The organism is Cohnella sp. 56, from assembly GCF_037963805.1.
In the GTDB taxonomy this organism is placed as follows: domain Bacteria; phylum Bacillota; class Bacilli; order Paenibacillales; family Paenibacillaceae; genus Cohnella.
In genome coordinates this window covers 207,645-229,171 of sequence record NZ_JAZDQE010000008.1, presented here as the reverse complement: position 1 = coordinate 229,171, position 21,527 = coordinate 207,645, and the positions used below count along the sequence as shown (strand labels likewise).

Sequence of the window (21,527 nt, the reverse complement as noted above, 5' to 3'; positions counted from 1 at the left end):
TAAGCAACCTCACGGCAGCCGCGCCGCGAACGTCCGATTTGCCGTCTCCATGAAATTTTCCCCGCATACGGCGCATATAATCGGACAAGAAAGCAGTGTTGTCCACGGAAGGAAGTGCGCTGTGACCTACTTAACCTTGTCAGGCCGGGGACGAAGCGGCATCGTCCGCAAGCTCCTGCGGCTGGCCGCCGTCTCCGGCGCCGGCCTGTGCGTGCTGCTCGTCGGCATGCTCGCGCTCCTCATGCCCCAGGTCGCGCTCGACGCTTCCCTGAAGGGGCTGTCCGTATGGTGGGAAGTGCTGTTCCCTGCCTTGTTTCCGTTCTTCGTGCTGTCGGAGGTGCTGCTCGGATTTGGCATCGTCCACCTCGCGGCATCGCTGCTCGACCCGCTCATGCGGCCGCTGTTCCGCATTCCCGGGGCGGGCGGCTTCGTGCTGGCGCTGAGCTTCGGCGCAGGCTATCCGATCGGCGCGAAGCTCACCTCGCGGCTCATCGAGCAGAACCTGCTCACCCGCGGCGAAGGCGAGCGACTCGTCGCGATGACGACGACGAGCGATCCGATTTTTCTGATCGGCGCGGTCAGCCTCGGCTTTTTCGGGCGGCTGGACATCGTGCCGGTGCTCGCGGCGGCGCATTACGGCGGCGCGATGCTGCTCGGGCTGCTGCTCAGATGGCGCAAGGACGGGCCGGACGAGGCGGATGGGCGGAATGGAGCGGATGGACGGAATGGATGGAATGAAGCGGATGGGCGGGATAGAGCGGATGGGCAGGATAAGCAGGATGGCCCGGCGGCTGGAGCCACGATCCGGATCGCGGCGGCGGGCCCGGTGGGGCGTACCCATCTGCGTGAACGCGGCGCGGTACCGGCGCGGGGCCACGATAATAAGGACGGGGCGAGGCAAGGTCGCGGCTACGGGCACGGGCGCGAGTCTGAACGCGAGCCCGGATCAGGCCGCGTTTCCGGACGCGGACCCGGTCGCATCAAGCGTTCGATCCTCGCCATGCACGAGGCGCGGATGGCGGACGGGCGTCCCTTCGGCATCGTGCTCAACCAGGCCGTGAAGTCGTCCCTCGCGCTTATGATCGTCGTCGGCGGCCTGGTCGTTTGCTTTTCCGCCACGCTGCAGCTGCTCCTCCACAGCGGGCTGCTCGCCCCCTTGAAGCACGCCATCGCCCTGCTGCTGCAGGCGGCCGGTCTCGAACCCAACCTCGCCGCCGCCTTCGTGCAAGGCACGTTCGAGGTCACGCTCGGCAATGCCGCAGCCGCGTCGGGCGCCGGTGCGGACGGCGTGCCCGCCGACCTCATCGACCGGGTCGCCGCCGCCTCGTTCGTGCTATCCTGGGCCGGACTGTCCGTCCACGCCCAGGTCGCCGGACTGATGGGCCGCACCGGCTGGCGGTACGGACCGTTCCTGCGATCGCGGCTGCTGCACGCCGCGATGAGCGTGGCGCTCGTCTATTTGCTCTGGCCCTGGCTGTATGGAGCGTGAATCTGGCCGCCATTGTTTTGGGCGCCGATATTGTTTATCATCTATGTCAGATAACGACAGAGCGCTGAAGCTGGGAAGGAGCATACCATTGAAGTACGCGCTGCTTGACCGGGGCGACTCGCTGTCCCGCGAACTTGCGGAACAATTCCATAAGCTCGCCCGCGAACGCGGGCTGATATCCAACCCCGGCAGCCCGGATCTGATCGTCTCCATCGGAGGCGACGGTACGCTGCTGCAAGCGTTCCACTCATTCTCGGACCGTGTGCAGGACGTCGCCTTCGTAGGCGTGCATACAGGACATCTGGGATTTTACGCCGACTGGAAAAAAACCGAACTGGAGGAGCTCGTAACCCTGATCGCCACCTCCGAGCCGCAAAAGGTCAGTTATCCCCTGCTGCGGATCCAGGTCGTCACCGATACGGAGACCAAGTCCTATCTCGCCTTGAACGAATTCACGCTCAAGCGCCCGGGCGGCACGCTCGTCGCCCAGCTCAACATTAACGACGAGCCGTTCGAGATGTTCCGCGGCGACGGCATCGTCGTCTCCACCCCCTCGGGCAGCACCGGCTACAACAAGAGCGTGCACGGTGCCATCATCCACCCGTCGCTCGAGGCGCTGCAGATTGCGGAGCTGGCGTCGATCAACAACCGCGTATACCGGACGCTCGGCTCTTCGGCCATTTTGCCCAAGCACCATCACTGCGACATCGTCACCGATCCGTCCGACGATCTCGCGCTGCTCATCGACCACCTGACCTTGCGGTTCCAGGGCGTGCGATCCATCATCTGCTCCGTCGCCGACGACAAGATCCATTTTGCCCGCTACCGCCCGTTTCCCTTCTGGAACCGCGTGCGCAACGCCTTCATCGGCTCGCCCAAAGAGATCACCGGACAGAACTTTCCCAAGAAAAAATTCACCGGGCTGGACGATGCGGGGGAGGAAAAATAGAGAGGCTGCTGGATGGCGGGACCATGAGCTGAGAGTAACGCGTTGTGCGGCAGTACCGTACAACTCGCACGGGTTGGCGCTGCGCTGGCCCCGTTGTGCGACAGTATCGCACAACTCGCCCAGGTTGGCGCTGCGCTGGCCCCGTTGTGCGGCAGTATCGCACAACTCGCCCAGGTTCGCGCTGCGCTGGCCCCGTTGTGCGGCAGTATCGCACAACTCGCCCGGGTTCGCGCTGCGCTGGCCCCGTTGTGCGGCAGTATCGCACAACTCGCCCAGGTTGGCGCTGCGCTGGCCCCGTTGTGCGACAGTATCGCACAACTCGCCCAGGTTCGCGCTGCGCTGGCCCCGTTGTGCGGCAATATCGCACAACTCGCACGGGTTCGCGCTGCGCTGGCCCCGTTGTGCGGCAGTATCGCACAACTCGCGCGGGTTCGCGCTGCGCTGGCCCCGTTGTGCGGCAGTATCGCACAACTCGCGCGGGTTCGCGCTGCGCTGGCCCCGTTGTGCGGCAGTATCGCACAACTCGCCCGGGCGGCGGCTCCGTTTCACGGTAGCGCCGCGTATCTCCCACAAAACCACACCAACTTGATTCCGTTACACGATAACACCGAGCATCTCGCACAAATTACGCCTCCGCGGCTCCGTTACACGGTAACATCGTGTATCTCCCACCTAATCCCCGCCGCCACAGCTCCGTTACACGATAGCACCGTGTATCTCCCACCTAATCCCCGCCGCCACAGCTCCGTTACACGATAACACCGTGTATCTCCCACCTAATCCCCACCGCCACAGCTGCGTTACACGGTAACACCGTGTATCTCCCACCTAATCCCCACCGCCACAGCTGCGTTACACGATAGCTCCGTGTATCTCCCACCTAATCCCCACCGCCACAGCTGCGTTACACGGTAACACCGTGTATCTCCCACCTAATCCCCACCGCCACAGCTGCGTTATACGATAGCTCCGTGTATCTCCCACAAAATCCCGTCTCCGCGGGCTCCGTTACACGGTAACATCGTGCATCTCGCACATATTCCCGCCGCAGCTCAGCTACGCGGCAATGCCAGCACGCTCGCGACCATTGCACGCTACGACACCGCGACGCCAAAAATGCCCGCCTCAACCGAACGATGCGCAACAGGCAAAACGCATCTTCGAATGAAGCGGGCATTGCTATGCTCCCTATGCTACTCGCCGGTCGGCGATCCCCGGTCCGGCCTGCCGGCCCGATCGGGCCGCGGCGCGCCTCCGGAGCGGGACGGCCCCCGCTGCCCCTGCTCGGGGCGCGAGCCGCCGCCCTCATGGCGCGGCCCGCCCTGGTCGAAGCGCTGCCCGCCGTCCGGGCGCGACCGGCCATGCGCCTGACCGCCCGGCTGCTGCCCCGAGCCGTACGGCCGCGGCGGGTACCCGCCGCCACTGTCCCGGCCCTGCTGGCCGCCGGACTGGCCGCCGCCTTGCGGTCCGCGCCGCCGGTTCTTGCTCTGCCACTTGCCCGGCGCGCCGCCGCCGCGTTGGCCCTCGCCGGCACCGCCTGCCGCATGACCGCCGCCCCCGCCGCCGCGGTAACCGCCGCCGCCTTCACCGCCGGACCGGGGCGGACGATCTCCGCCGCCGTCCCGGCTATCCCGGCGCTGCTCCTGCTTGCCGTAGCCCCCGCCGGAGGATCGGCGCTCGTAGCCGCCTCCGCCGCCTTGGGAGCCGCGGTAACCACCGCCGCCCCCGGACTTGCGTCCGTCTCCCCGCTCATAACGCGTGCCCTCATAGCCCCCGCTGCGGCTGTGCGACTCCTCGCGCGAGCTGGCTGCGGCAGTCTGCGCTGCCGCGGCACGGCGCTCCGCGCCCTCGGACACGGCGCGCGCCACGGCGGACGGGCTCGTCCCCGGCACCCTGCCCCCCGGCCGTTCCTTCAGCGGCCAGCGCATGATGATCCCGCCGCTTGGCGCAGGGAGCGAGATCGCCGCTGCGGGCGCAGGCGGCACGGGTGAGCCCGAGTCGCCTTCTTGCGCATCCGCCGCTTCCCCTTCCTGCGTCTCGGATACGACGGATGTCGAAGGCAGCTCCTCCAGACGTACGCCGGCTCCCTCGGGAACGGTCGCCGGATCCAGCCGCTCGATCACAAAGTACGCGCAGCCGAAGTTGCAATACTCATGTATATAATCGTACAGATGCGAGATGACCGATTCCTTCGGCGCCTTCGGCTGCGGTTCCTTAAAAAAACCCCTCAGCCGAAGCTGGTTGTATCCCCAATCTCCCACGATATATTCGTATCGCTCCAGCACCTCGCTGAATCTTTCCCGGAACGCTTCGGGGTTCCATCCGTTCTTGTGGTCGTGAACAACCGAATAAGCGTTGTTCCCGGTCAGATAGATCACGCAAGGCTCTCCTTCCGTATCCCGTGCCGATCCATGATCGTCCGGGTTGTTGCGCGCGCTCGCGAACCTGGCCGTCTCCGGCGCAGCCTGACATGCCGCTGCGCCGACAGGCCGGTCCGCCAAGGCGGCGTCAGTTCGAGCAGCCGCCCGAAGCTGCGGCGGCCGGCACGGCTTCGCCCGGCGCCTGATCGCGGGAAGCCGCTGCGGACTTCACCTGCGAATGCGCGTGATAAGAGCTGCGCACCATCGGCCCGGACTCGACGTGGGAGAATCCGCGCGACATGCCCTCGCTCTTGAGCTGCTTGAACTCGTCCGGGTGCACGTACCGCGCGATCGCCATATGGGCCGGCGAAGGCTGCAAGTACTGCCCGAGCGTTAAAATATCGACGTCGTTGGCACGCAGATCGTCCATCGCCTCCAGCACCTCTTCATAGGTCTCGCCTACGCCGAGCATGATGCTGGACTTGGTCGGGATGTTGGGCGCCAGTTCCTTGGCCCGCCGCAGCAGCTCGAGCGAACGCGCGTACTTGGCCTTCGCCCGCACACGGTTCGACATACGCGCCACCGTCTCAATATTATGATTCAGAATATCCGGCTTCGCGTCCATCACAATCCGCAGCGACTCCAGATCGCCCTGGAAGTCGGGGATCAGCACCTCGACGCTGCATAGCGGCAGCTTCCGGCGGATCGCCTTGATCGTAGCGGCGAAGATGGAGGCGCCGCCGTCCTTCAGATCGTCGCGCGCCACCGAGGTGACGACGCAGTGCTGCAGGTTCATCTGCTCCGCAGCCTCCGCCACGCGTTCGGGCTCCTGGAGATCGAGCTCCGTCGGCAATCCCGTTTTCACCGCGCAGAAGCGGCATGCTCTCGTACATATATCGCCTAGTATCATAAAAGTCGCCGTGCGGTTCGCCCAGCATTCGTATATATTGGGGCATCTTGCTTCTTCGCAGACCGTGTGGAGCGTCTTGGTCCTCATCATCTGCTTGATCTCTTGATAATTGTCGCCGGTCGTCAGCTTTATGCGCAGCCAGTCGGGCTTAGGCGTCTTTACGCCGTTCTTCATGCCATTCCCCCGCTTTCTGTCCTTTATTATAGCATGATTCACATAAAAACCAACGTTCTGCGAAGGCTACATATACCTGAGAAGGGAGAGCTGAATGGAGGTAGCGCGATGTTAAAGCGGTATGAACGGCGGATGCGGCGGCTCCAGCGTCCGCTGCGTCTCTTCATGGCGGCGGCCGCCCTTGTCTGGGCGTGGGGCGATATGCCGATGACAGCCAGCGGACAGGTTCCCGGCGGAGGCGACCAGGCGCGGCGCGAGCTGTACGACCGGATCGCCGCCGTCACCGGGCTGACATGGCAGAAGGTCGCCGCCATCGATCAATACGAATGGACGATGTCGCGCCTGCGGCCCAAAGAACGCCCGCTGAACCCCCACGCAGTCAGCGGCGCTTATATCTCGCCGGAGCGATGGGCCGGCGCGCTGAATCCGAATCCCGAAGACACCGCTCCGCTATCCATCGCCTATTTCGGAGGCATCGGACAGGACGGATCGGGCGACGGCAAGGCGGACCGGAGCAGCGACATCGACCGTCTCTACTCGGTGGTGAGGCAGACGCTGCTGCAAGGGCCAGACGCGGACAATATGGGGATCGGCTTGTGGACGTACTATCAGAACACCCGCGCCGTCCAGCGCATCCAGCAGTTCGACAAGCTTTATTCGACTTACGGCAAGCTCGTTCTATCCAAGCATGTCTTCCCGCTGCCGCTGGGCAGCGTGTACGCCTACCGCAGCACATGGGGCAACAGCCGAGGCTGGGGAGGCGTGCGCATCCACGAGGGGACCGATATATTCGCGGGTCAGGGCGTACCCGTGCGCAGCACGAGTTACGGCGTCGTGGAGGTCAAGGGATGGAACAAATACGGAGGCTGGCGCATCGGCATCCGCGATATCGACAACCTGTATCATTATTACGCGCATCTGTCCGGCTTCGACAAGAGCCTGAGAACCGGCGACGTCGTCGAACCCGGCCGCATCATCGGCTGGGTCGGCAGCTCGGGGTATGGCAGACCGGGTACGCAGGGGAAGTTTCCTCCCCACCTGCATTACGGCATCTACAGAGATCGGGGACTGGTGGAATGGGCATTCGACCCGTACCCGCTGCTGCACAGCTGGGAACGGGCCGAACGGCAGGCGATTCGCAACCGGAACAGGAACGGCGGCGGTTAGGCACGTGGCGTTACGGACGCGACAAACCCGCCCGCTCACGCTGAGCACGTCTACCGGCGCAGCAATCCCAACGCTCGCGGCAGGCTCGCGCGAATCAGCGCGTTGTGACTCCGTTGTGCGACGATACCGCATAACTCCGCACGAATCGGCGCCTTGGGGCTCCGTTGTGCGATAGTATCGCACAACGCGCACGGATTCGCGCTGCGCTGGCCGCGTTGTGCGACGATACCGCATAACTCCGCACGAATCGGCGCCTTGGGGCTCCGTTGTGCGATAGTATCGCACAACGCGCGCGGATTCGCGCTGCGCTGGCCGCGTTGTGCGGCAGTACCGCATAACTTCGCATGAATCGGCGCCTTGGGGCTCCGTTGTGCGATAGTATCGCACAACGCGCGCGGATTCGCGCTACGCTGGCCGCGTTGTGCGGCGGTACCGCATAACTCCGCACGAATCGGCGCCTTGGGGCTCCGTTGTGCGATAGTATCGCACAACGCGCGCGGGATTCGCGCTGCGCTGGCCGCGTTGTGCGGCGGTACCGCATAACTCCGCACGAATCGGCGCCTTGGGGCTCCGTTGTGCGATAGTATCGCACAACGCGCACGGATTCGCGCTGCGCTGGCTCCGTTGTGCGGCGGTACCGCATAACTCGCGTGGGTAGCTACTCCGTTACACGACAGCATCGTGCATCTCGCACAAAATCCCGCAGCTGCGGCTCCGTTACACGACAGCACCGTGCATCTCGCACAAAATCCCGCAGCAGCGGCTCCGTTACACGACAGCATCGTGCATCTCGCGCAAAAACCCGCAGCGGCGGCTCCGTTACACGACAGCATCGTGCATCTCGCACAAAATTCCGCAGCAGCAGCTCCGTTACACGATAGCATCGTGCATCTCGCGCAAAATCCCGCCGCTGCGGCTCCGTTACACGACAGCATCGTGCATCTCGCACAAAAAACCGCAGCTGCGGCTCCGTTACACGACAGCACCGTGCATCTCGCACAAAATTCCGCAGCTGCGGCTCCGTTACACGACAGCATCGTGCATCTCGCGCAAAAACCCGCAGCGGCGGCTCCGTTACACGGCAGCATCGTGTATCTCGCGCAAAAAACCGCAGCTGCGGCTCCGTTACACGGCAGCATCGTGTATCTCGCGCAAAAAACCGCCGCTGCGGCTCCGTTACACGACAGCATCGTGCATCTCGCGCAAAATCCCGCAGCGGCAGCTCCGTTACAAGACAGCATCGTGCATCTCGCGCAAAATTCCGCCGCTGCGGCTCCGTTACACGGCAGCATCGTGCATCTCGCACAGCCGCCGCAGCGGCTGCCGTACCGCGCAACTACGCAAAGAAACGGCGCCGTCAGGCGCCGCTTCTTTGCCGTCTTTGCCGTATGAGCCCGCGCTTACTCCCGCTCCCGCAAAAATCGCTCGATCTCCGCCTTGTCGGGGATCGAGCTCTGGGCGCCCGGCCGCGTGACCGAGATCGCGGCGGCTGCCGCCGCGAACCGCAGCGCCTCCGCCATCGGCCGCCCTGCGGCGCCCGCCGCCGCATAGGCGCCGATGAACGTATCGCCGGCGGCCGTCGTATCCGCCGGCTCCACCTTGAAGGCCGGCACGCGGTGCACCGCGCCGCCTCGCTCCAGCGCGATCGCGCCGTCGCCGCCCAGTGTCACGATGACGCTGGCGACCCCTGCGCCCTGCAGACTGCGGGCCGCGCGCTCCGCATCGTCCGCGCCATGCACGGCGAGCCCGCTCACAACCTCCGCTTCGGTCTCGTTGACGATCAGCGTATCGATCAGCGGGAGCGCCTCTTCCGGAATCGGAGCCGCCGGCGCGGGATTGTAGTACACCGGGATCCCCCGCGATGCACATAGCCGGAGCGCATGCAGATTGACTTCGGGAGGAATCTCGTTCTGCAGCAGCGCGATCTTCGCACCCGCAAGCGCGTCGTCCGAGATATCCGCCGCAGCCAGCTTGCCATTGCTGCCGGCCGACAGCACGATCGTGTTCTCCCCGCTGCCGGATACGGTGATGAATGCCAGCCCGGACGAGCCTTCTTTGACCGATACGAATAACGTGTCCACGCCGCGCGAGCGCAGCGAATCGGTCAGCACGCCGCCGAATGCATCCTCTCCCACCGCGCCGACCATCACCGCGCCGTCTCCCGCCAAGGCGGCCGCGACTGCCTGGTTGGCGCCCTTGCCACCGGGCTGGTAGGACGTTCCACGTCCGTGAATCGTCTCGCCGGGCTGCGGGAATGCGTCGACCTTGTTCACGATATCCATATTAATGCTGCCAATGACCGCAATCTTGCCCATGTTCCGACCTCCGTCCATTAATCAAGGCCGTCCCCCGGTCGTCTCCCGACCAAGTGACGGCCTTCGCCCGCTGCGCACCTCGCGGCGCCTCTCATCCGACCTTGAACGAGATGCCGCCGTCATCGCAATCGATCGACAGCATGCCATGCTCGATAAACCATATATCCTTGTCTTCCATATAGAAATGAAGACCGTTCGCTTCGGCCTGTGCGGCCGGATCCACCGGATCGTCCAGCATGATGCCGAAGCCGTACGGATCGGTGCCGCCGCTAATATAGCGGACGAAGATGCGGACATTGTCCCCGCTGCGATAGCCCCATTCCTCCAGGAAGCAAGCCGCCGCGGCCTGTGATATGCGAAGCTCCATGCTGCCGACCTCCGTTTCCCGCGCTGCGATATGTGCTGCCTGTATTATAGCAGGCCGCCGCCGGAGTGAACAAGGCGACTGCGCCTCGTCAGCGCGCCGCCGCCACCGCTGCATGGCCGCTCCTGTCGGCGGCCACGCGGCCCATACGATGGCGGCGCCCACCTGCAGCTGACAGCATGCTCACCGCTGAGCGGGCTCCGGCAGGCTCAGCATAGGCGCCTGCGATGCGCCGCTGCCGACCGGATTGCCGCTGCCGTCGTAATAATAGACGGGCGTATCCCCCGTCACCATCACGTACGAGAGCGGGATGTCCGTCTCGATCCGATTGGGCTCCCGGTCGAACGGAATGACGATCGCGATGTCGGTCGTAATATGAATGTACACCTCGACGAGGACGTTGTTGATGCCTGCGCTCGACTGCCGGGTCCGCACCTCCGCCTGGACGGTGCTGATCGGATGCAGCCTGACGGAGACGCTGGGGCCGAGCGAGGACAGGAACGGGCTGTTCACGGCATGACCGATCGGGATCCGCTCGTGAATCGACTCCTGCTGGCTGAGCGTCTGCTCGACGACCTGGATCGTCTGGGCCGTGATTTGCATCTGCTCTTTATAATCGATCTCGAGGCCGGTCGTCTTGCCGTCGGCGTTCGTCTTCCAATGGACCATCTTGCTGCCGTCCGCGCCAGCTGCGATATTCTCGGTGATGGCGGCATTGATCGCATGAACGGCCATCTCCGTAATCCGCTGCTTGGCGAGGAACATGAGCGGTTCTCTCAGATAGCGGTCCATGAACAAAAAGGTTTGAACCGCTGCCGCCAGCGCAATCGCGAGCAGCGCGAGATAAAAGTACCTTCGCGGCAGACGCGGCCCTCGTCTGGCATAGCCGCCGGCCGAGCGCCCACGGCCCCGAACGCGGATCGCGCTCGTCTGCAAGGCCGGTCTGCGCCTGGACGGACGCGCGACGAAACCTCGGCCGCTCCCCTGGCCGGACGCGCCCGGCGCCCGGAAGTACGCGCGTCTCCAGCTTCGCGCAGCCGGCAGGCGCAGGCGCCAGCTTTTGCCGACCGTCAGCCGGCTTCCCCATTTTCTCCGCATCCGGACGGTCACATCCTTCCCTAAGCATGCCGAGTTCCGGACGAACTCTCTTCATGCTTATGTCGGGATGCCGCAAAATAGATCGGCAGACGCCTCGATTCTACCGGCCGCTGCGCGCCGCGGCCTGCTCGCGGATGCGGAGGAATACCTGGTAGCTCCGCTCTGCGCAAGCCGAGATCGAGATCGGATCGAAGCCGGTCATGTCGGCATAAAACGTATCGTGCAGCGGCTCGGTCCAGGATGCGGGCAGCGCCTGCGCACCCAGGCTCGCGCCGAGGATCGAGCCGACCGTCGCGCCGTTGCAGTCGGTATCCCAGCCGCCGAGCACCGCGGTCGTGATGCCTGTCTCGAAGTCGCCGCCCGAATGGATGAGCGCCGCCGCGACCAGCGCCGCATTGTTGTTCGTATGGACGGGATCGTAATGCTTGAACGCCTCCCAGACGCGTGCGACGAGATCCAGCTGATCCCGGGCGCTCCTGGCGATGTCGACGGCTTGTTCAATGTCGCCAGCAAGCCTTGAGGTAGCCGGTATCTCCCGCAGGCCGGCGGCGACGATCCGCTCGGGATCGGTCTCCGTGAAGGCGGCTGCGATCATGGCAGCGGCGAACATTTCCCCGTAGATGCCGTTCTTCACATGAGAAAATGAAGCGTCCCGCCACGCCAGCTCGGCTGCAAGCTCCGGGTTGCCCGCCGCGCCGTAGGCGAATCCGTCGGCCCGAATCTGCGCGCCGATCCATTCGCGGTACGGATTCAGATGCGTGCGCACCCACTCCTGCTTCAGCGCCCAATCGGCCGGCTGCTCCGCGTTCATATGCGACGTGACCTGCGCGAAGTTCAAATATGCCTGCGTCTCGGCCGTGCACACCTGTTGATAGGTCAATCGGGCATGCCAGAGCTTGCCGATATCCCAGCTGTCCCAGTCCAGGCCCTTGTCCTCCAGCATGAGCAGGCCCAGCACCGTGTAGCGGACATCGTCGTCGCTCTCCATGAACTTGATCCGCTCGCGCGTGCTCTTCATGCACCACTTCGCCAGATAGATGTGCTCGGACTCCGCCCGCGACCGCTCCGGCGTATAGCCGCGAATCGGCCAGGCGTCGGCTCCCTCGAACCAGCGCTGGACGTTGCGCCAGCCCGGATTGCCGTTCGAGCCGGCCATCATCGACCACGACTCCAACGGCTTGCCGAGCGCGCAGCCGCTGAGTCTGCCCGCCCATGCGCCGCGGAATTTGTCCCGCCACTGCGCATCCGTCATCGCATCGGCGGTGCCGCCCGAGTGACCGCTCTGCGGGCGGAGCGCCCGGATGCCGGCCAGGTCCGAAGGCTCGACAAAAGGAAAATCCGACGAAGGCTCAAGCGCCTGCAATTCCCCGTAGAGCGCCATGAGCTTGCCTTCGTCTTCGCCGCAGACTGCCCTGCGTTCCTCGTATCCTTCTACGTTACAGCCTTCCTCGCCCCGCTGGATGATTTCCCTGCGTATCAATCCGCTTAAACTTTCCCAGCCCGCCATTTGCCGCACCCCTTCGATATGAATGGTTCCACTGACATCACCATATCGCGAACAGGGTCCGGCGTTCATCTCGTTTTGGATGCGGATGCCTCTTAAAAACGGCTATCCTGCTCCCTGTGCCTGTCGCGGAACCGCTGCGGGCTGAGCCCGACCAGCTGCTTGAACGACCGATAAAAGGGCGCCGCGCTCTCGAAGCCGCAGGCCAAATATACGTCCGTCACCGAGCGTTCGCCGGTCGCGAGCATCCGCTTCGCTTCCTGCACCCGGACGAACGTGAGGTATTCCTTGAACCGCTTGCCCACTGCGCTGACGAAAAGATGGCGCGTCCGCGACTCGCTAAGCGACAGCAGCTCCGCCGCTTCGCGCAGTCCGAACGGCTCGCGGAACCGGGCTGCGATCGCATCCAGCGCGGGACGCAGCCGCTCGAGCGCGTCATGGCGCTCCCGCCATTGCGTATGGCCGAATCTTCCCTCTCCGGCCCGGTGCAGCCAGACGGCGAGCGTCAGCATCGAGGCGCGCAGCAGCGCGACGAATGCGGATGACTTCGCCTCGTATTCGGCGAGCATCGATTCGAACAGCGGCCGCGTCGGCCCCGGCATCCCGGGCATCCGATCGCGCCACTCGGCCTCGCTCCAAGCAGCCGCGCGCACGAACGGCCGCAGCAAATATCGGTCCTCGGGCTGGAACAGCTCCTCACTGAAATAAACGAACGCGAAGCGGCAGCCGCGCTCCCCGTCCGCCATGGCGATATGCGGCTCATAAGGCGGAAACAGCAGCAGCGTACCCGCTTCTACCGGTACCGTCTCCTCCCCGATAAAAAACGTGCCGCGCCCTTCCAGGCAGCAGCCGATCTCGTAAAAGGAATGCCAGTGCTGCTCGGTCCGTACGGGCTTTAAACGATATTCGAACAGATGCAGGGGAACGGCCCCGTCGAAGCTGAACATTTCCAGCATGTCTATATCTCCTCGCTCCCGCGCTGACGGCAACCCGCGCTTATCGCTATTATATATCCGAGAGCCCACCGCCGGGTCAACTGCAGGACAACAAAAAGAAGCGGCAGATTCATCTCTGCCGCTCCGGTAAAGCAACGTATTCGGTCGGTCGACGCTTAAGCCTTGACGGCTTCCAGCTCGAGCGAGATCGCGACATCGTCGCCCAGCATGACGCCGCCTGTCTCAAGCGCCGCATTGTACGTCAGGCCGAAGTCGCTGCGCTTGATCTTGCCCTTCGCGCTGAAGCCTGCGCGCTGGTTGCCCCAAGGGTCCTTCGAGGCGCCTTCGTAGGTCACTTCGAACGTCTCTTGCTTCGTGACGCCGTGCAGCGTGACGTCGCCGGTCACCTTGTATTCGCCGTCGCCCGTCTTGGCGATATTCGTCGCCTTGAAGATCAGCTTCGGGTGCTTCTCGACGTCGAAGAAGTCGGCGTTGCGCAGATGCGCGTCGCGGTCGGCGTTGCGCGTGTCGATGCTCGCCAGGTCGATGGACAGCTCGATGTCGGCCGTCGTCAGGTCGTCGGCGTCGGCGTTGACGTTCGCTTCGAACGTGTGGAACGTGCCTTTTACCTTCGAGATCATCAGATGGCGGATCGAGAAGTCGATCGAGCTGTGCGATGCGTCAATATTCCATTGCGATTTTGCCATTTTAATTTTCCTCCTTATAATTAACTAACATTTTGGAACATGCTTTATTTAGTTAAGTAACATATCCTAAATATAGAGTAATATCGCGCGGCTGTCAACTGTGTATTTCAGGATTACACTTAGCCGATTGCAACCGAAAAAAAAGAGCCGCCCGCCTGTTCGTCTGGCGGACGACGATTCAAAATGCGATTTACTCTCTGGGCAACCAGCCGATCAATTTTTGGGAGGCGCGATCGAATACAGCTGTAATCGGCCCGAGCAGGGCATCGTTTTGGGTATGAAAGGTCACCGATTGCAGCGAGCGGCCGTTCAGCGATTCATCGTCTTGAAACTTCTCTTGCACAATCAGCAAGGACACATGGGCTGTATCGAACATCTCCACCTCCGCCTCCCGCCAATCGCCGACCACGGACTGCTTGTCGCCCTCGGTCAACGCTTCCCAGGCCAGCTCGCGCAAAGAATCAGCTTCGTCGTCGCCTTCGACATGCAGTCCGAAATAATAAGGCACCGCCCCTTGCGGCCAGGCCGCGTTGATCACGTACAGCTGATCTCCCGCGCCTGCAGCCGCCCGGAAGGCTCCGTCCCGCAGCTCGACGGCCTCATCCGGCCGCTCCTGCCCGGGAAACGACACATGCGCATTGATCCCGTCCGGCGGCGGCTCAACCGACCAGGCCAGCGAGATCTCATCCCCTGCCTGCGAGCGCGGCACAGCATTCAAGTTCTCGAACGATGGCGGCATGGCCGCATCCGCGCATACGCCTTTGCCTTTGACATCGTCATGCCAGCAGTAGCTGCCCATCTGCGCAACCACAACTTCTCCGCCGACCGTCACGTCAAGGCGCGGGACCAGATCGGTGGCGGCCGCTTCGACCGATGCCTTGGGCAGCTGCGCATTCGGGGCCGACGATGAAGGCGGCGGTGAATGGCCGCCCTCCGCAACGGGCTGCGCCGTCCGCTCGCCGCAGCCCTGCAGCAGGAGCAGCGCTGAGAGGACCGCGACTATCGCTTGTTTTCTCAATGGAATTCCTCCGTCTCCAGCACCTTCTGACATCCAGACGATTCCAGATCAGGAAAGGTTGCTGTGCGCAGGAGGCCGTCCCGCAGCGCCCGGTCAGGCCGCTGCGCGATCGGCAGCCCTCCCCCGCTAGACGCCGAGCAGGGCGATGACCGCCGCCACTGTCACCGTGCTGACCGCCGTCGAGGCGAACACGGTCTGCGAAGCGAATTCGGGCTCGTTGTCGAACTCCACGGCGAGCAGCACGCTGCTGAGCGAGGTCGGCACAGCGGACGAGACGATCAGGGCGGACGCCAGCAGGCCGTCGGCCCCGATGACGACGCAGGCGAGCCACGCGAGCAACGGTCCGGCCGCCAGCCGCAGCGAGAGCGACAGGCCGATATCCGCCAGCAGGCTGCGGCTGATGCGCCAGGTCATGCCTCCGAGCTGGACGCCGAGCGTGATGAGCGCGGTGCCGATGAAGGCGTTCGACAAGTAATCGACAGAGGTGGCGACGGAGCCGGGCAGCGGGACCGCAAAGTATCGCATCAGCAGCGCGACGGGGATCACGTAGATGACCGGCATCGAGAGAATGACGCGGCGGATCTGAGCCCAGTCCGACTTGTGCGCGTTGACGCTGTAGACGCCGTATGTATTCGGAATGAGGGACTGCATCATCATGATCAGCACCTGGACGGACAGCGTATACGGATTGCTGTGAAAAGCCAGCTGGTTCAGCGGAATGCCGTAGTTCGCGCTATTGTAAAATAGCACGCTGCACCGCATCGCGCTGCGCATCGAAGGGCCGTAGCCGCGAAGGCGGACGACGGCCGCGACAAGCGCATACTGGAGCAGCATGAACAGAGCGAAGAAGGCCATGACCTTGCCGAACAGCGAGAGCGAGATGGCCGTATTGTACAGCAGCTTGAACATGATCGCCGGAGAAAATAAATAAAAGTTCAGCTTCGACAGCGTGCGGATATCCAGCTTGAAGCTCCGCTCGAGCACGATGCCCAGTGCGATGAGAATCGAGATCGGGAGCACGTTGCTCACAAGAATATGAAGAAATATCGTCATACGCCGCCCTCCTCCGCTCCGCGTCCGGGGCGATCCAGCTGCCGCTGGCGGAACAGCAGCGCGGACGAGCACAGCAGCATGACGCCGTTAAGCACAAATATCCAGCGAATCGGCATCCAGCCGGAGAGCAATCCGCCCAGCACGGGGCCGAGCATCGTCGCCAGCTGCGTGGACGACTGGCTGAGGCTGAACGCCCGCCCGCGGAATTCCGGCGCCGTGACCCGCACGATCATCGCGTTGAGCGCCGGATAGACGCCCGCGAAGAACAAGCCGTATATGAAGCGGAGCGCCCCGAATTCGGCATAGTGCCCGACGAAGTATTGCAGCAGGTTGCCGATGCCGCCGCCCGCCAGGCCGATGACGAGCACCTTGACGAAGCCGATCCGCTGCCCGATCTTGCCCCACTGGGGCGCCGCGATCAGCGTCGCAATGCCGACGGCCGAGAATACGATGCCCGCCTGCAAGGAGGCGTCGGACCGCTCCCCGCCCAGCTGCGTCATATAGATCGTCAGCAGCGGCTCCAGAATCATCACGGAGAACGTGCTCAGCCCGACCAGCAGCAGCAGCGTGATGAAGGCGCGATTGTGCAGCGCCTGCGACAGATCCGCGCGAATGTTCGAACGTTTGCCCGACCGGTTGAACTTCTCTTCCTTGACGAAGAAGCTGGCGATCAACGCCGAGATCAGCACGACAGCCGCGGAAAATAAAAAAGCCTCCCGGTTGCTCGTCAGATGGCTGACAATGCCGCCGACGAGCGGCCCGACGATGCCGCCGCTGGCGCCGGCCGTCGCCATGATGCCGAGCGCGTAGCCCGATTTGTCCTCCGGCGTGTTCGTCGCGACGAGGGCGATCGATGCCGGCACGTAGCCTGCCAGCAGGCCCTGACATACACGCACGATGAGGAACACATACGGGTCCTGCACAAAATAAGTGACCAGATAAAGTGCAGCCAGACTGTAGCCGGAACGGATGAGCATCGGCTTGCGTCCGTACTTGTCGGCGAGCGAGCCCCAATACGGCGCGATGAGCGCGCTCGCGAGAAAGGTAACGCCGAACGCGAAACCCGACCACTGATTGACATGATGCTCGACGCCCAGGTCGTTTTTCAGGAACAAAGGGATGAACGGTATGGCGGCCGAGTATGCCATGCTGCAAAAAAACACACCGGTCCAGAGTACGTACAGATTCCTTTTCCACGAAACGTTCAAAGCTATTCACTTCCTCGGGTGAAATAACAAAAGCAGACCCCCCCGCGCTGGGAGAGTCCGTACGCTAATGAGTATACCACGATCGACAGGATTAGTCCTGCAAAAAGAACTGCATCGTCTTGTCGCCCGAGCCGGGCAAGCCTTCGTGACCGAAGTCCGGGTAGATCACCAAATTTTTGTTAGCCGTTATCTTGTTGTAGGCAGCGAACTGCGTCGAAGGCGGGCAGATTGAGTCCATCAGCCCGACGAACATGAGCACCTCGCCTTGAATGCGGTCGGCCAGGTATTGAAGATCGATGTACCCGAGCTTGGTGAACACTTCGTCCTCCCGCTCGTGCGTCGGGTCGAAGCGGCGGAAGTAGTCGCGCAGCTCTTGATAGGCATCCTTCGCCAGGTCCATCTCCCAGACCCGCTTGTAGTCGCACAGAAAAGGGAACACCGGTGCAAGCTTGGAGACGCGGGGCTCAAGCGCCGCGCACGCAATCGTCAGCGCGCCGCCCTGCGATCCGCCGGCCGCATACACGCGGGAGGGATCGACTTCGGGCAGGCCGAGCGCGATGCGCGCCAGCTGGGCGGTATCAAGGTAGACATGCCGGAACAGCAAATTGTCGGGGTGATCGTCTAGCCCCCGGATGATATGCCCGTTGAGCGTATTGCCCTTCACGCTGCCCGCGTCCTCCGACTGGCCGCCTTGGCCGCGGACGTCCATCGCCAGCACGGAGTAGCCGAGCGAAGCGTAGGCGAGCTTGTCGTTCCAATCGCCCGCGCTGCCCGAATAGCCGTGGAACTGCACGACGGCCGGATGCGGCTCCCGCACGTTTTTGGGACGTACGTACTTGGCGTGGATGCGGGCGCCCCGAACGCCTGTGAAGAAGAGGTCGAAGCATTCGGCCTGCGGCGTCTGGAACGGGCTGGGGACCAGTTCGACCTGCGGATCCGTCGCATCCAGCTCGGCGATCGCGCGCTCCCAATACTCGTCGAAGTCGCTCGGGCGCGGGTTGCGTCCCCGGTACTCTTTTAACTGCTCTAACGGCATGTCAAGCAACGGCACAGTGAATCTTCCCCTTTAACCGAATGATGTGCGGGATGGACTAAGTCCCGGTTCCGTCCGTATTGAAGCGTATTCATTGTACCATAGGCTGGAAAAGATGTCCCTTTACATTTCTTGCGTTTTTTGCTCACTTTTATCGCTTTATTGCCACTCAATATGGCGTACGCATGCGAGGTTCTGGAGCACCGGCAGCAGCTGTTCTTTGCCGCACGAGGCCGGCAGCTTGACGGACAGCTCGACGGACAATTCGCCCTTGCCGTCCCGCGTCGTCTCGATGCCGATCAACGCTACCTGCAGTGCCCTCAGCCGACCGAGCAGCTCGTCAATCGCGCCTTCCTCGTCGGCCAGGCGGATGCCGATATGATCGGCGGCGGCGGTGCCGCCGGGCCGGCCCAGGCCGCGATGCAGCAGCGTCTGACCGAGGACGATCAGCAGCACGGAGCCGATGCCCACAATATAAAGCCCGGAGCCGATCGCCATGCCCATGCCGGCCGTCGACCATACGCCGGCAGCCGTCGTCAGCCCCTTGATCGTCTGCTTCTGCACCATAATCATGCCCGCTCCGAGGAATCCGACGCCGCTGACGACCTGCGCCGCGATCCGGGACGGATCGAGCGACAGATTTGCCCAGTCCAGCTGGTCCCTGAAGCCGTATTTGGACAGCACCATCATCAGCGCCGCACCCATTCCGACGATAAAATGCGTTTTGATTCCCGCTTCTTTCATTCTGCTCTTGCGTTCGTAGCCGATAATCGCCCCGCAAATGCCCGCGGCCGCAATGCGGAACAGCCACTCCCATTCCCATCCCCATAACATCCGGATCACGCTCTCTTTCTAGCTTGGATTCAAAATTTCGGATTCAAAAAGGGGCTCATAAACGTTCCATTACCCTCCCCCGGCCGACATGCTCAGCCCGCAATGACAGCCCGATACAGTCCGGTGACAGCGCAAAAAGACCGGACTCCGAGCGGAGTCCGGTCTTCTTGTATGCGGGGACATGGCTTAGAATCCGCCCATGCCGCCCATATCGCCCATGCCGCCAGGCATGCCGGCAGGCGCTTTGTCCTTCTCAGGCTTGTCGGTGACGACAGCTTCGGTCGTCAGGAACAGGCCTGCGACGGATGCTGCGTTCTGCAGCGCGGAGCGGGTCACCTTCACCGGATCGATGATGCCGGCTTCGAACATGTTGACCCATTCGCCGGTAGCGGCATTGTAGCCGACGCCGACTTCTTCCTTCTTGAGACGCTCGACGATGACGGAGCCTTCTTGGCCCGCGTTGGCTGCGATCGTGCGGATCGGCTCTTCGAGCGAGCGCAGGATGATGTTGACGCCCGTCTTCTCGTCGCCGACAGCTTCGACCGCTGCGACAGCGTTGTATACGTTAACCAGCGCCGTGCCGCCGCCGGATACGATGCCTTCTTCGACGGCTGCGCGAGTCGCGTTCAGCGCGTCCTCGATGCGGAGCTTGCGCTCCTTCAGCTCGGTCTCGGTAGCCGCGCCGACCTTGATGACGGCTACGCCGCCGGCCAGCTTGGCGAGGCGCTCTTGCAGCTTCTCGCGGTCAAAGTCGGAGGTCGTCTCTTCGATCTGAGCACGAATCTGATTGACGCGCGCCTTGATGTCGGCAGAGTCGCCGGCACCGTCGACGATGATCGTGTTTTCTTTGTTGACGCGAATCTGGCGGGCGGAGCCCAGTTGGTTCACGTTCGTGGACTTCAGCTCAAGACCGAGCTCTTCGGTGATCACTTGACCGCCGGTCAGAGCCGCGATGTCCTGCAGCATCGCCTTGCGGCGATCGCCGAAGCCAGGCGCCTTGACGGCGACGCAGGTGAACGTGCCGCGCAGACGGTTGACGATCAGCGTCGCTTGCGCTTCGCCTTCGACGTCCTCGGCGATGATGAGCAGTTGCTTGCCGGATTGTACGACCTTCTCGAGAACCGGCAGAATCTCCTGGATGTTGGAGATCTTCTTGTCCGTGATCAGGATATACGGGTTGTCCAGCACGGCTTCCATCTTGTCCGTGTCGGTGATCATGTACGGGGAGACGTAGCCGCGGTCGAACTGCATGCCTTCGACGACGTCCAGCTCGGTGTAGAAGCCCTTGGACTCTTCGACGGTGATGACGCCGTCCTTGCCGACCTTCTCCATCGCTTCGGCGATCAGCTTGCCGACTTCGTCGTCAGCCGCAGAGATCGCTGCGACTTGAGCGATGTCGTTGCTGCCTTCGACTTGCTTGGAGATTGCCTTCAGTTGCTCGACTGCCGCGCGGACAGCCTTGTCGATGCCCTTGCGGACGCCCATCGGGTTCGCGCCGGCCGTGACGTTCTTCAGGCCTTCGCGGATGATCGCTTGCGCCAGGACGGTAGCAGTCGTCGTGCCGTCGCCTGCGACGTCGTTCGTCTTCGTAGCGACTTCCTTGACGAGCTGGGCGCCCGCGTTCTCGAACGCATCCTCAAGCTCGATTTCCTTGGCGATCGTCACGCCGTCGTTCGTGATCAGCGGGGAGCCGAACTTCTTCTCGAGCACGACGTTGCGGCCCTTCGGTCCGAGCGTTACCTTAACGGCGTTGGCCAGTGTGTCCACACCGCGCAGCATCGCGCGGCGAGCGTCTTCGCTAAACTTGATTTCTTTAGCCATTCTTCAATAACCCTCCTCATAATTGGTTGCCAAATAGGTATGGCTTGCGTGCCAGCACAGCTGGCGAATGCCTATGTCAGCGACAAACCGGCGCTTAGCCGACGATCGCGTGAATGTCGCTTTCTTTCATAATCAAATACTCTTTGCCCTCGTACTTGATCTCGGTTCCCGCATATTTGGAGAACAGAACGCGGTCGCCCACGCTGACTTCCAGCGCGACGCGCGCGCCGTCTTTGCCGACTGCGCCGGCGCCTACAGCGATGATAGTGCCTTCTTGCGGCTTTTCCTTGGCCGTATCCGGCAGTACGATACCGCTCAGCGTCTTTTCTTCCTTGGCGCTTGCTTCGACAAGCACGCGATCACCCAAAGGTTTGATCATGAAAATAGCCTCCTTTTTTGCTCCCGCTCGGGAGAAGTATGCGAAGTTTAGCACTCATTAGAGTTAAGTGCTAATAACCAATTCCTATAATACTGATTTTGGATAACCATTTCAAGTCCCTTTGTTCTAAAAAAATAACGCGGAACCGCATGAAGTGCGGTTCCGCGCCAGTTCGACACCGTTCTATCTTTTTCTGGAGCATAGCCGCC

General features: G+C 62.8%; 19 protein-coding genes. 4 read left to right on the top strand and 15 right to left on the bottom strand.

What is annotated here, in order from left to right; all coding sequences use genetic code 11:
- Positions 1–226 precede the first annotated feature (226 nt).
- Positions 227–1,489 (top strand): nucleoside recognition domain-containing protein, encoded by a 1,263-nt coding sequence (locus tag VQ071_RS16005; protein ID WP_340515151.1) that lies wholly within the window; start codon positions 227–229, stop codon positions 1,487–1,489.
- An 88-nt stretch (positions 1,490–1,577) separates the two neighbouring features.
- Positions 1,578–2,438 carry an NAD kinase gene (locus VQ071_RS16000; protein WP_340515094.1) on the top strand — a complete coding sequence of 287 codons (861 nt, stop codon included), beginning with the start codon at positions 1,578–1,580 and terminating at the stop codon, positions 2,436–2,438.
- A 1,193-nt stretch (positions 2,439–3,631) separates the two neighbouring features.
- Here VQ071_RS16000 and VQ071_RS15995 read toward each other — a convergent pair.
- A complete protein-coding gene (locus VQ071_RS15995; RefSeq protein ID WP_340515093.1) occupies positions 3,632–4,816 on the bottom strand; it encodes a YutD family protein in 1,185 nt (394 codons plus the stop codon).
- A gap of 130 nt (positions 4,817–4,946) precedes the next feature.
- Positions 4,947–5,882 carry a lipoyl synthase gene (gene lipA / locus VQ071_RS15990; protein ID WP_340515091.1) on the bottom strand — a complete coding sequence of 312 codons (936 nt, stop codon included), beginning with the start codon at positions 5,880–5,882 and terminating at the stop codon, positions 4,947–4,949.
- Positions 5,883–5,990: 108 nt separating this feature from the next.
- Here lipA and VQ071_RS15985 point away from each other — a divergent pair, with 108 nt between their 5' ends.
- Both VQ071_RS15985 and VQ071_RS15980 read left to right on the top strand, forming a co-directional pair.
- Positions 5,991–7,049: a M23 family metallopeptidase gene (locus VQ071_RS15985; protein WP_340515090.1), complete on the top strand. Its 1,059-nt coding sequence runs from the start codon at positions 5,991–5,993 to the stop codon at positions 7,047–7,049.
- An 885-nt stretch (positions 7,050–7,934) separates the two neighbouring features.
- A complete protein-coding gene (locus VQ071_RS15980) occupies positions 7,935–8,441 on the top strand; it encodes a hypothetical protein (protein WP_340515089.1) in 507 nt (168 codons plus the stop codon).
- An 8-nt stretch (positions 8,442–8,449) separates the two neighbouring features.
- Here VQ071_RS15980 and rbsK read toward each other — a convergent pair whose 3' ends face one another.
- The 13 genes from rbsK to groES all read right to left on the bottom strand — a co-directional run bounded on the left by rbsK (position 8,450) and on the right by groES (position 21,318).
- Positions 8,450–9,364: a ribokinase gene (gene rbsK / locus VQ071_RS15975; RefSeq protein WP_340515088.1), complete on the bottom strand. Its 915-nt coding sequence runs from the start codon at positions 9,362–9,364 to the stop codon at positions 8,450–8,452.
- A gap of 91 nt (positions 9,365–9,455) precedes the next feature.
- Positions 9,456–9,731 (bottom strand): Fe-S cluster assembly protein HesB, encoded by a 276-nt coding sequence (locus VQ071_RS15970; protein WP_340515087.1) that lies wholly within the window; start codon positions 9,729–9,731, stop codon positions 9,456–9,458.
- Positions 9,732–9,911: 180 nt separating this feature from the next.
- Positions 9,912–10,826, bottom strand: a complete 915-nt coding sequence (yunB, locus tag VQ071_RS15965; RefSeq protein ID WP_340515086.1) for a sporulation protein YunB — start codon at positions 10,824–10,826, stop codon at positions 9,912–9,914.
- A 100-nt stretch (positions 10,827–10,926) separates the two neighbouring features.
- A complete protein-coding gene (locus tag VQ071_RS15960) occupies positions 10,927–12,333 on the bottom strand; it encodes an ADP-ribosylglycohydrolase family protein (RefSeq protein WP_340515085.1) in 1,407 nt (468 codons plus the stop codon).
- A 92-nt stretch (positions 12,334–12,425) separates the two neighbouring features.
- Complete coding sequence (locus tag VQ071_RS15955; RefSeq protein ID WP_340515083.1) at positions 12,426–13,286, bottom strand: AraC family transcriptional regulator; 861 nt, start codon at positions 13,284–13,286, stop codon at positions 12,426–12,428.
- A gap of 155 nt (positions 13,287–13,441) precedes the next feature.
- Positions 13,442–13,972 carry a YceI family protein gene (locus VQ071_RS15950; RefSeq protein WP_340515082.1) on the bottom strand — a complete coding sequence of 177 codons (531 nt, stop codon included), beginning with the start codon at positions 13,970–13,972 and terminating at the stop codon, positions 13,442–13,444.
- Between the two features lie 190 nt (positions 13,973–14,162).
- On the bottom strand, positions 14,163–14,990 hold the full coding sequence (locus tag VQ071_RS15945) for a hypothetical protein (protein WP_340515081.1): 828 nt from the start codon (positions 14,988–14,990) through the stop codon (positions 14,163–14,165).
- Positions 14,991–15,116: 126 nt separating this feature from the next.
- Positions 15,117–16,043 (bottom strand): AEC family transporter, encoded by a 927-nt coding sequence (locus tag VQ071_RS15940; RefSeq protein ID WP_340515080.1) that lies wholly within the window; start codon positions 16,041–16,043, stop codon positions 15,117–15,119.
- A complete protein-coding gene (locus VQ071_RS15935; RefSeq protein WP_340515079.1) occupies positions 16,040–17,251 on the bottom strand; it encodes an MFS transporter in 1,212 nt (403 codons plus the stop codon). Before VQ071_RS15935 ends, VQ071_RS15940 begins: the two co-directional genes overlap by 4 nt.
- Positions 17,252–17,342: 91 nt before the next feature.
- Entirely contained in the window at positions 17,343–18,302 is a 960-nt protein-coding gene (locus VQ071_RS15930; protein ID WP_340515078.1) for an alpha/beta fold hydrolase, read from the bottom strand.
- 141 nt (positions 18,303–18,443) lie between these two features.
- A complete protein-coding gene (locus tag VQ071_RS15925; protein ID WP_340515077.1) occupies positions 18,444–19,118 on the bottom strand; it encodes an MgtC/SapB family protein in 675 nt (224 codons plus the stop codon).
- A gap of 186 nt (positions 19,119–19,304) precedes the next feature.
- Positions 19,305–20,939 (bottom strand): chaperonin GroEL, encoded by a 1,635-nt coding sequence (gene groL, locus VQ071_RS15920; RefSeq protein ID WP_340515075.1) that lies wholly within the window; start codon positions 20,937–20,939, stop codon positions 19,305–19,307.
- Positions 20,940–21,033: 94 nt separating this feature from the next.
- On the bottom strand, positions 21,034–21,318 hold the full coding sequence (gene groES, locus VQ071_RS15915; protein WP_340515074.1) for a co-chaperone GroES: 285 nt from the start codon (positions 21,316–21,318) through the stop codon (positions 21,034–21,036).
- Positions 21,319–21,527 lie beyond the last annotated feature (209 nt).

Bases quoted from the DNA above. Each gene is read 5' to 3' on its own strand.
- VQ071_RS16005 (WP_340515151.1), top strand. From the start codon at position 227: ATGCTCGCGCTCCTCATGCCCCAGGTCGCGCTCGACGCTTCCCTGAAG.
- lipA (WP_340515091.1), bottom strand. From the start codon at position 5,882: ATGAAGAACGGCGTAAAGACGCCTAAGCCCGACTGGCTGCGCATAAAG.
- VQ071_RS15985 (WP_340515090.1), top strand. From the start codon at position 5,991: ATGTTAAAGCGGTATGAACGGCGGATGCGGCGGCTCCAGCGTCCGCTG.
- rbsK (WP_340515088.1), bottom strand. From the start codon at position 9,364: ATGGGCAAGATTGCGGTCATTGGCAGCATTAATATGGATATCGTGAAC.
- VQ071_RS15970 (WP_340515087.1), bottom strand. From the start codon at position 9,731: ATGGAGCTTCGCATATCACAGGCCGCGGCGGCTTGCTTCCTGGAGGAA.
- yunB (WP_340515086.1), bottom strand. From the start codon at position 10,826: ATGCGGAGAAAATGGGGAAGCCGGCTGACGGTCGGCAAAAGCTGGCGC.
- VQ071_RS15960 (WP_340515085.1), bottom strand. From the start codon at position 12,333: ATGGCGGGCTGGGAAAGTTTAAGCGGATTGATACGCAGGGAAATCATC.
- VQ071_RS15955 (WP_340515083.1), bottom strand. From the start codon at position 13,286: ATGCTGGAAATGTTCAGCTTCGACGGGGCCGTTCCCCTGCATCTGTTC.
- VQ071_RS15950 (WP_340515082.1), bottom strand. From the start codon at position 13,972: ATGGCAAAATCGCAATGGAATATTGACGCATCGCACAGCTCGATCGAC.
- VQ071_RS15940 (WP_340515080.1), bottom strand. From the start codon at position 16,043: ATGACGATATTTCTTCATATTCTTGTGAGCAACGTGCTCCCGATCTCG.
- VQ071_RS15925 (WP_340515077.1), bottom strand. From the start codon at position 19,118: ATGTTATGGGGATGGGAATGGGAGTGGCTGTTCCGCATTGCGGCCGCG.
- groL (WP_340515075.1), bottom strand. From the start codon at position 20,939: ATGGCTAAAGAAATCAAGTTTAGCGAAGACGCTCGCCGCGCGATGCTG.
- groES (WP_340515074.1), bottom strand. From the start codon at position 21,318: ATGATCAAACCTTTGGGTGATCGCGTGCTTGTCGAAGCAAGCGCCAAG.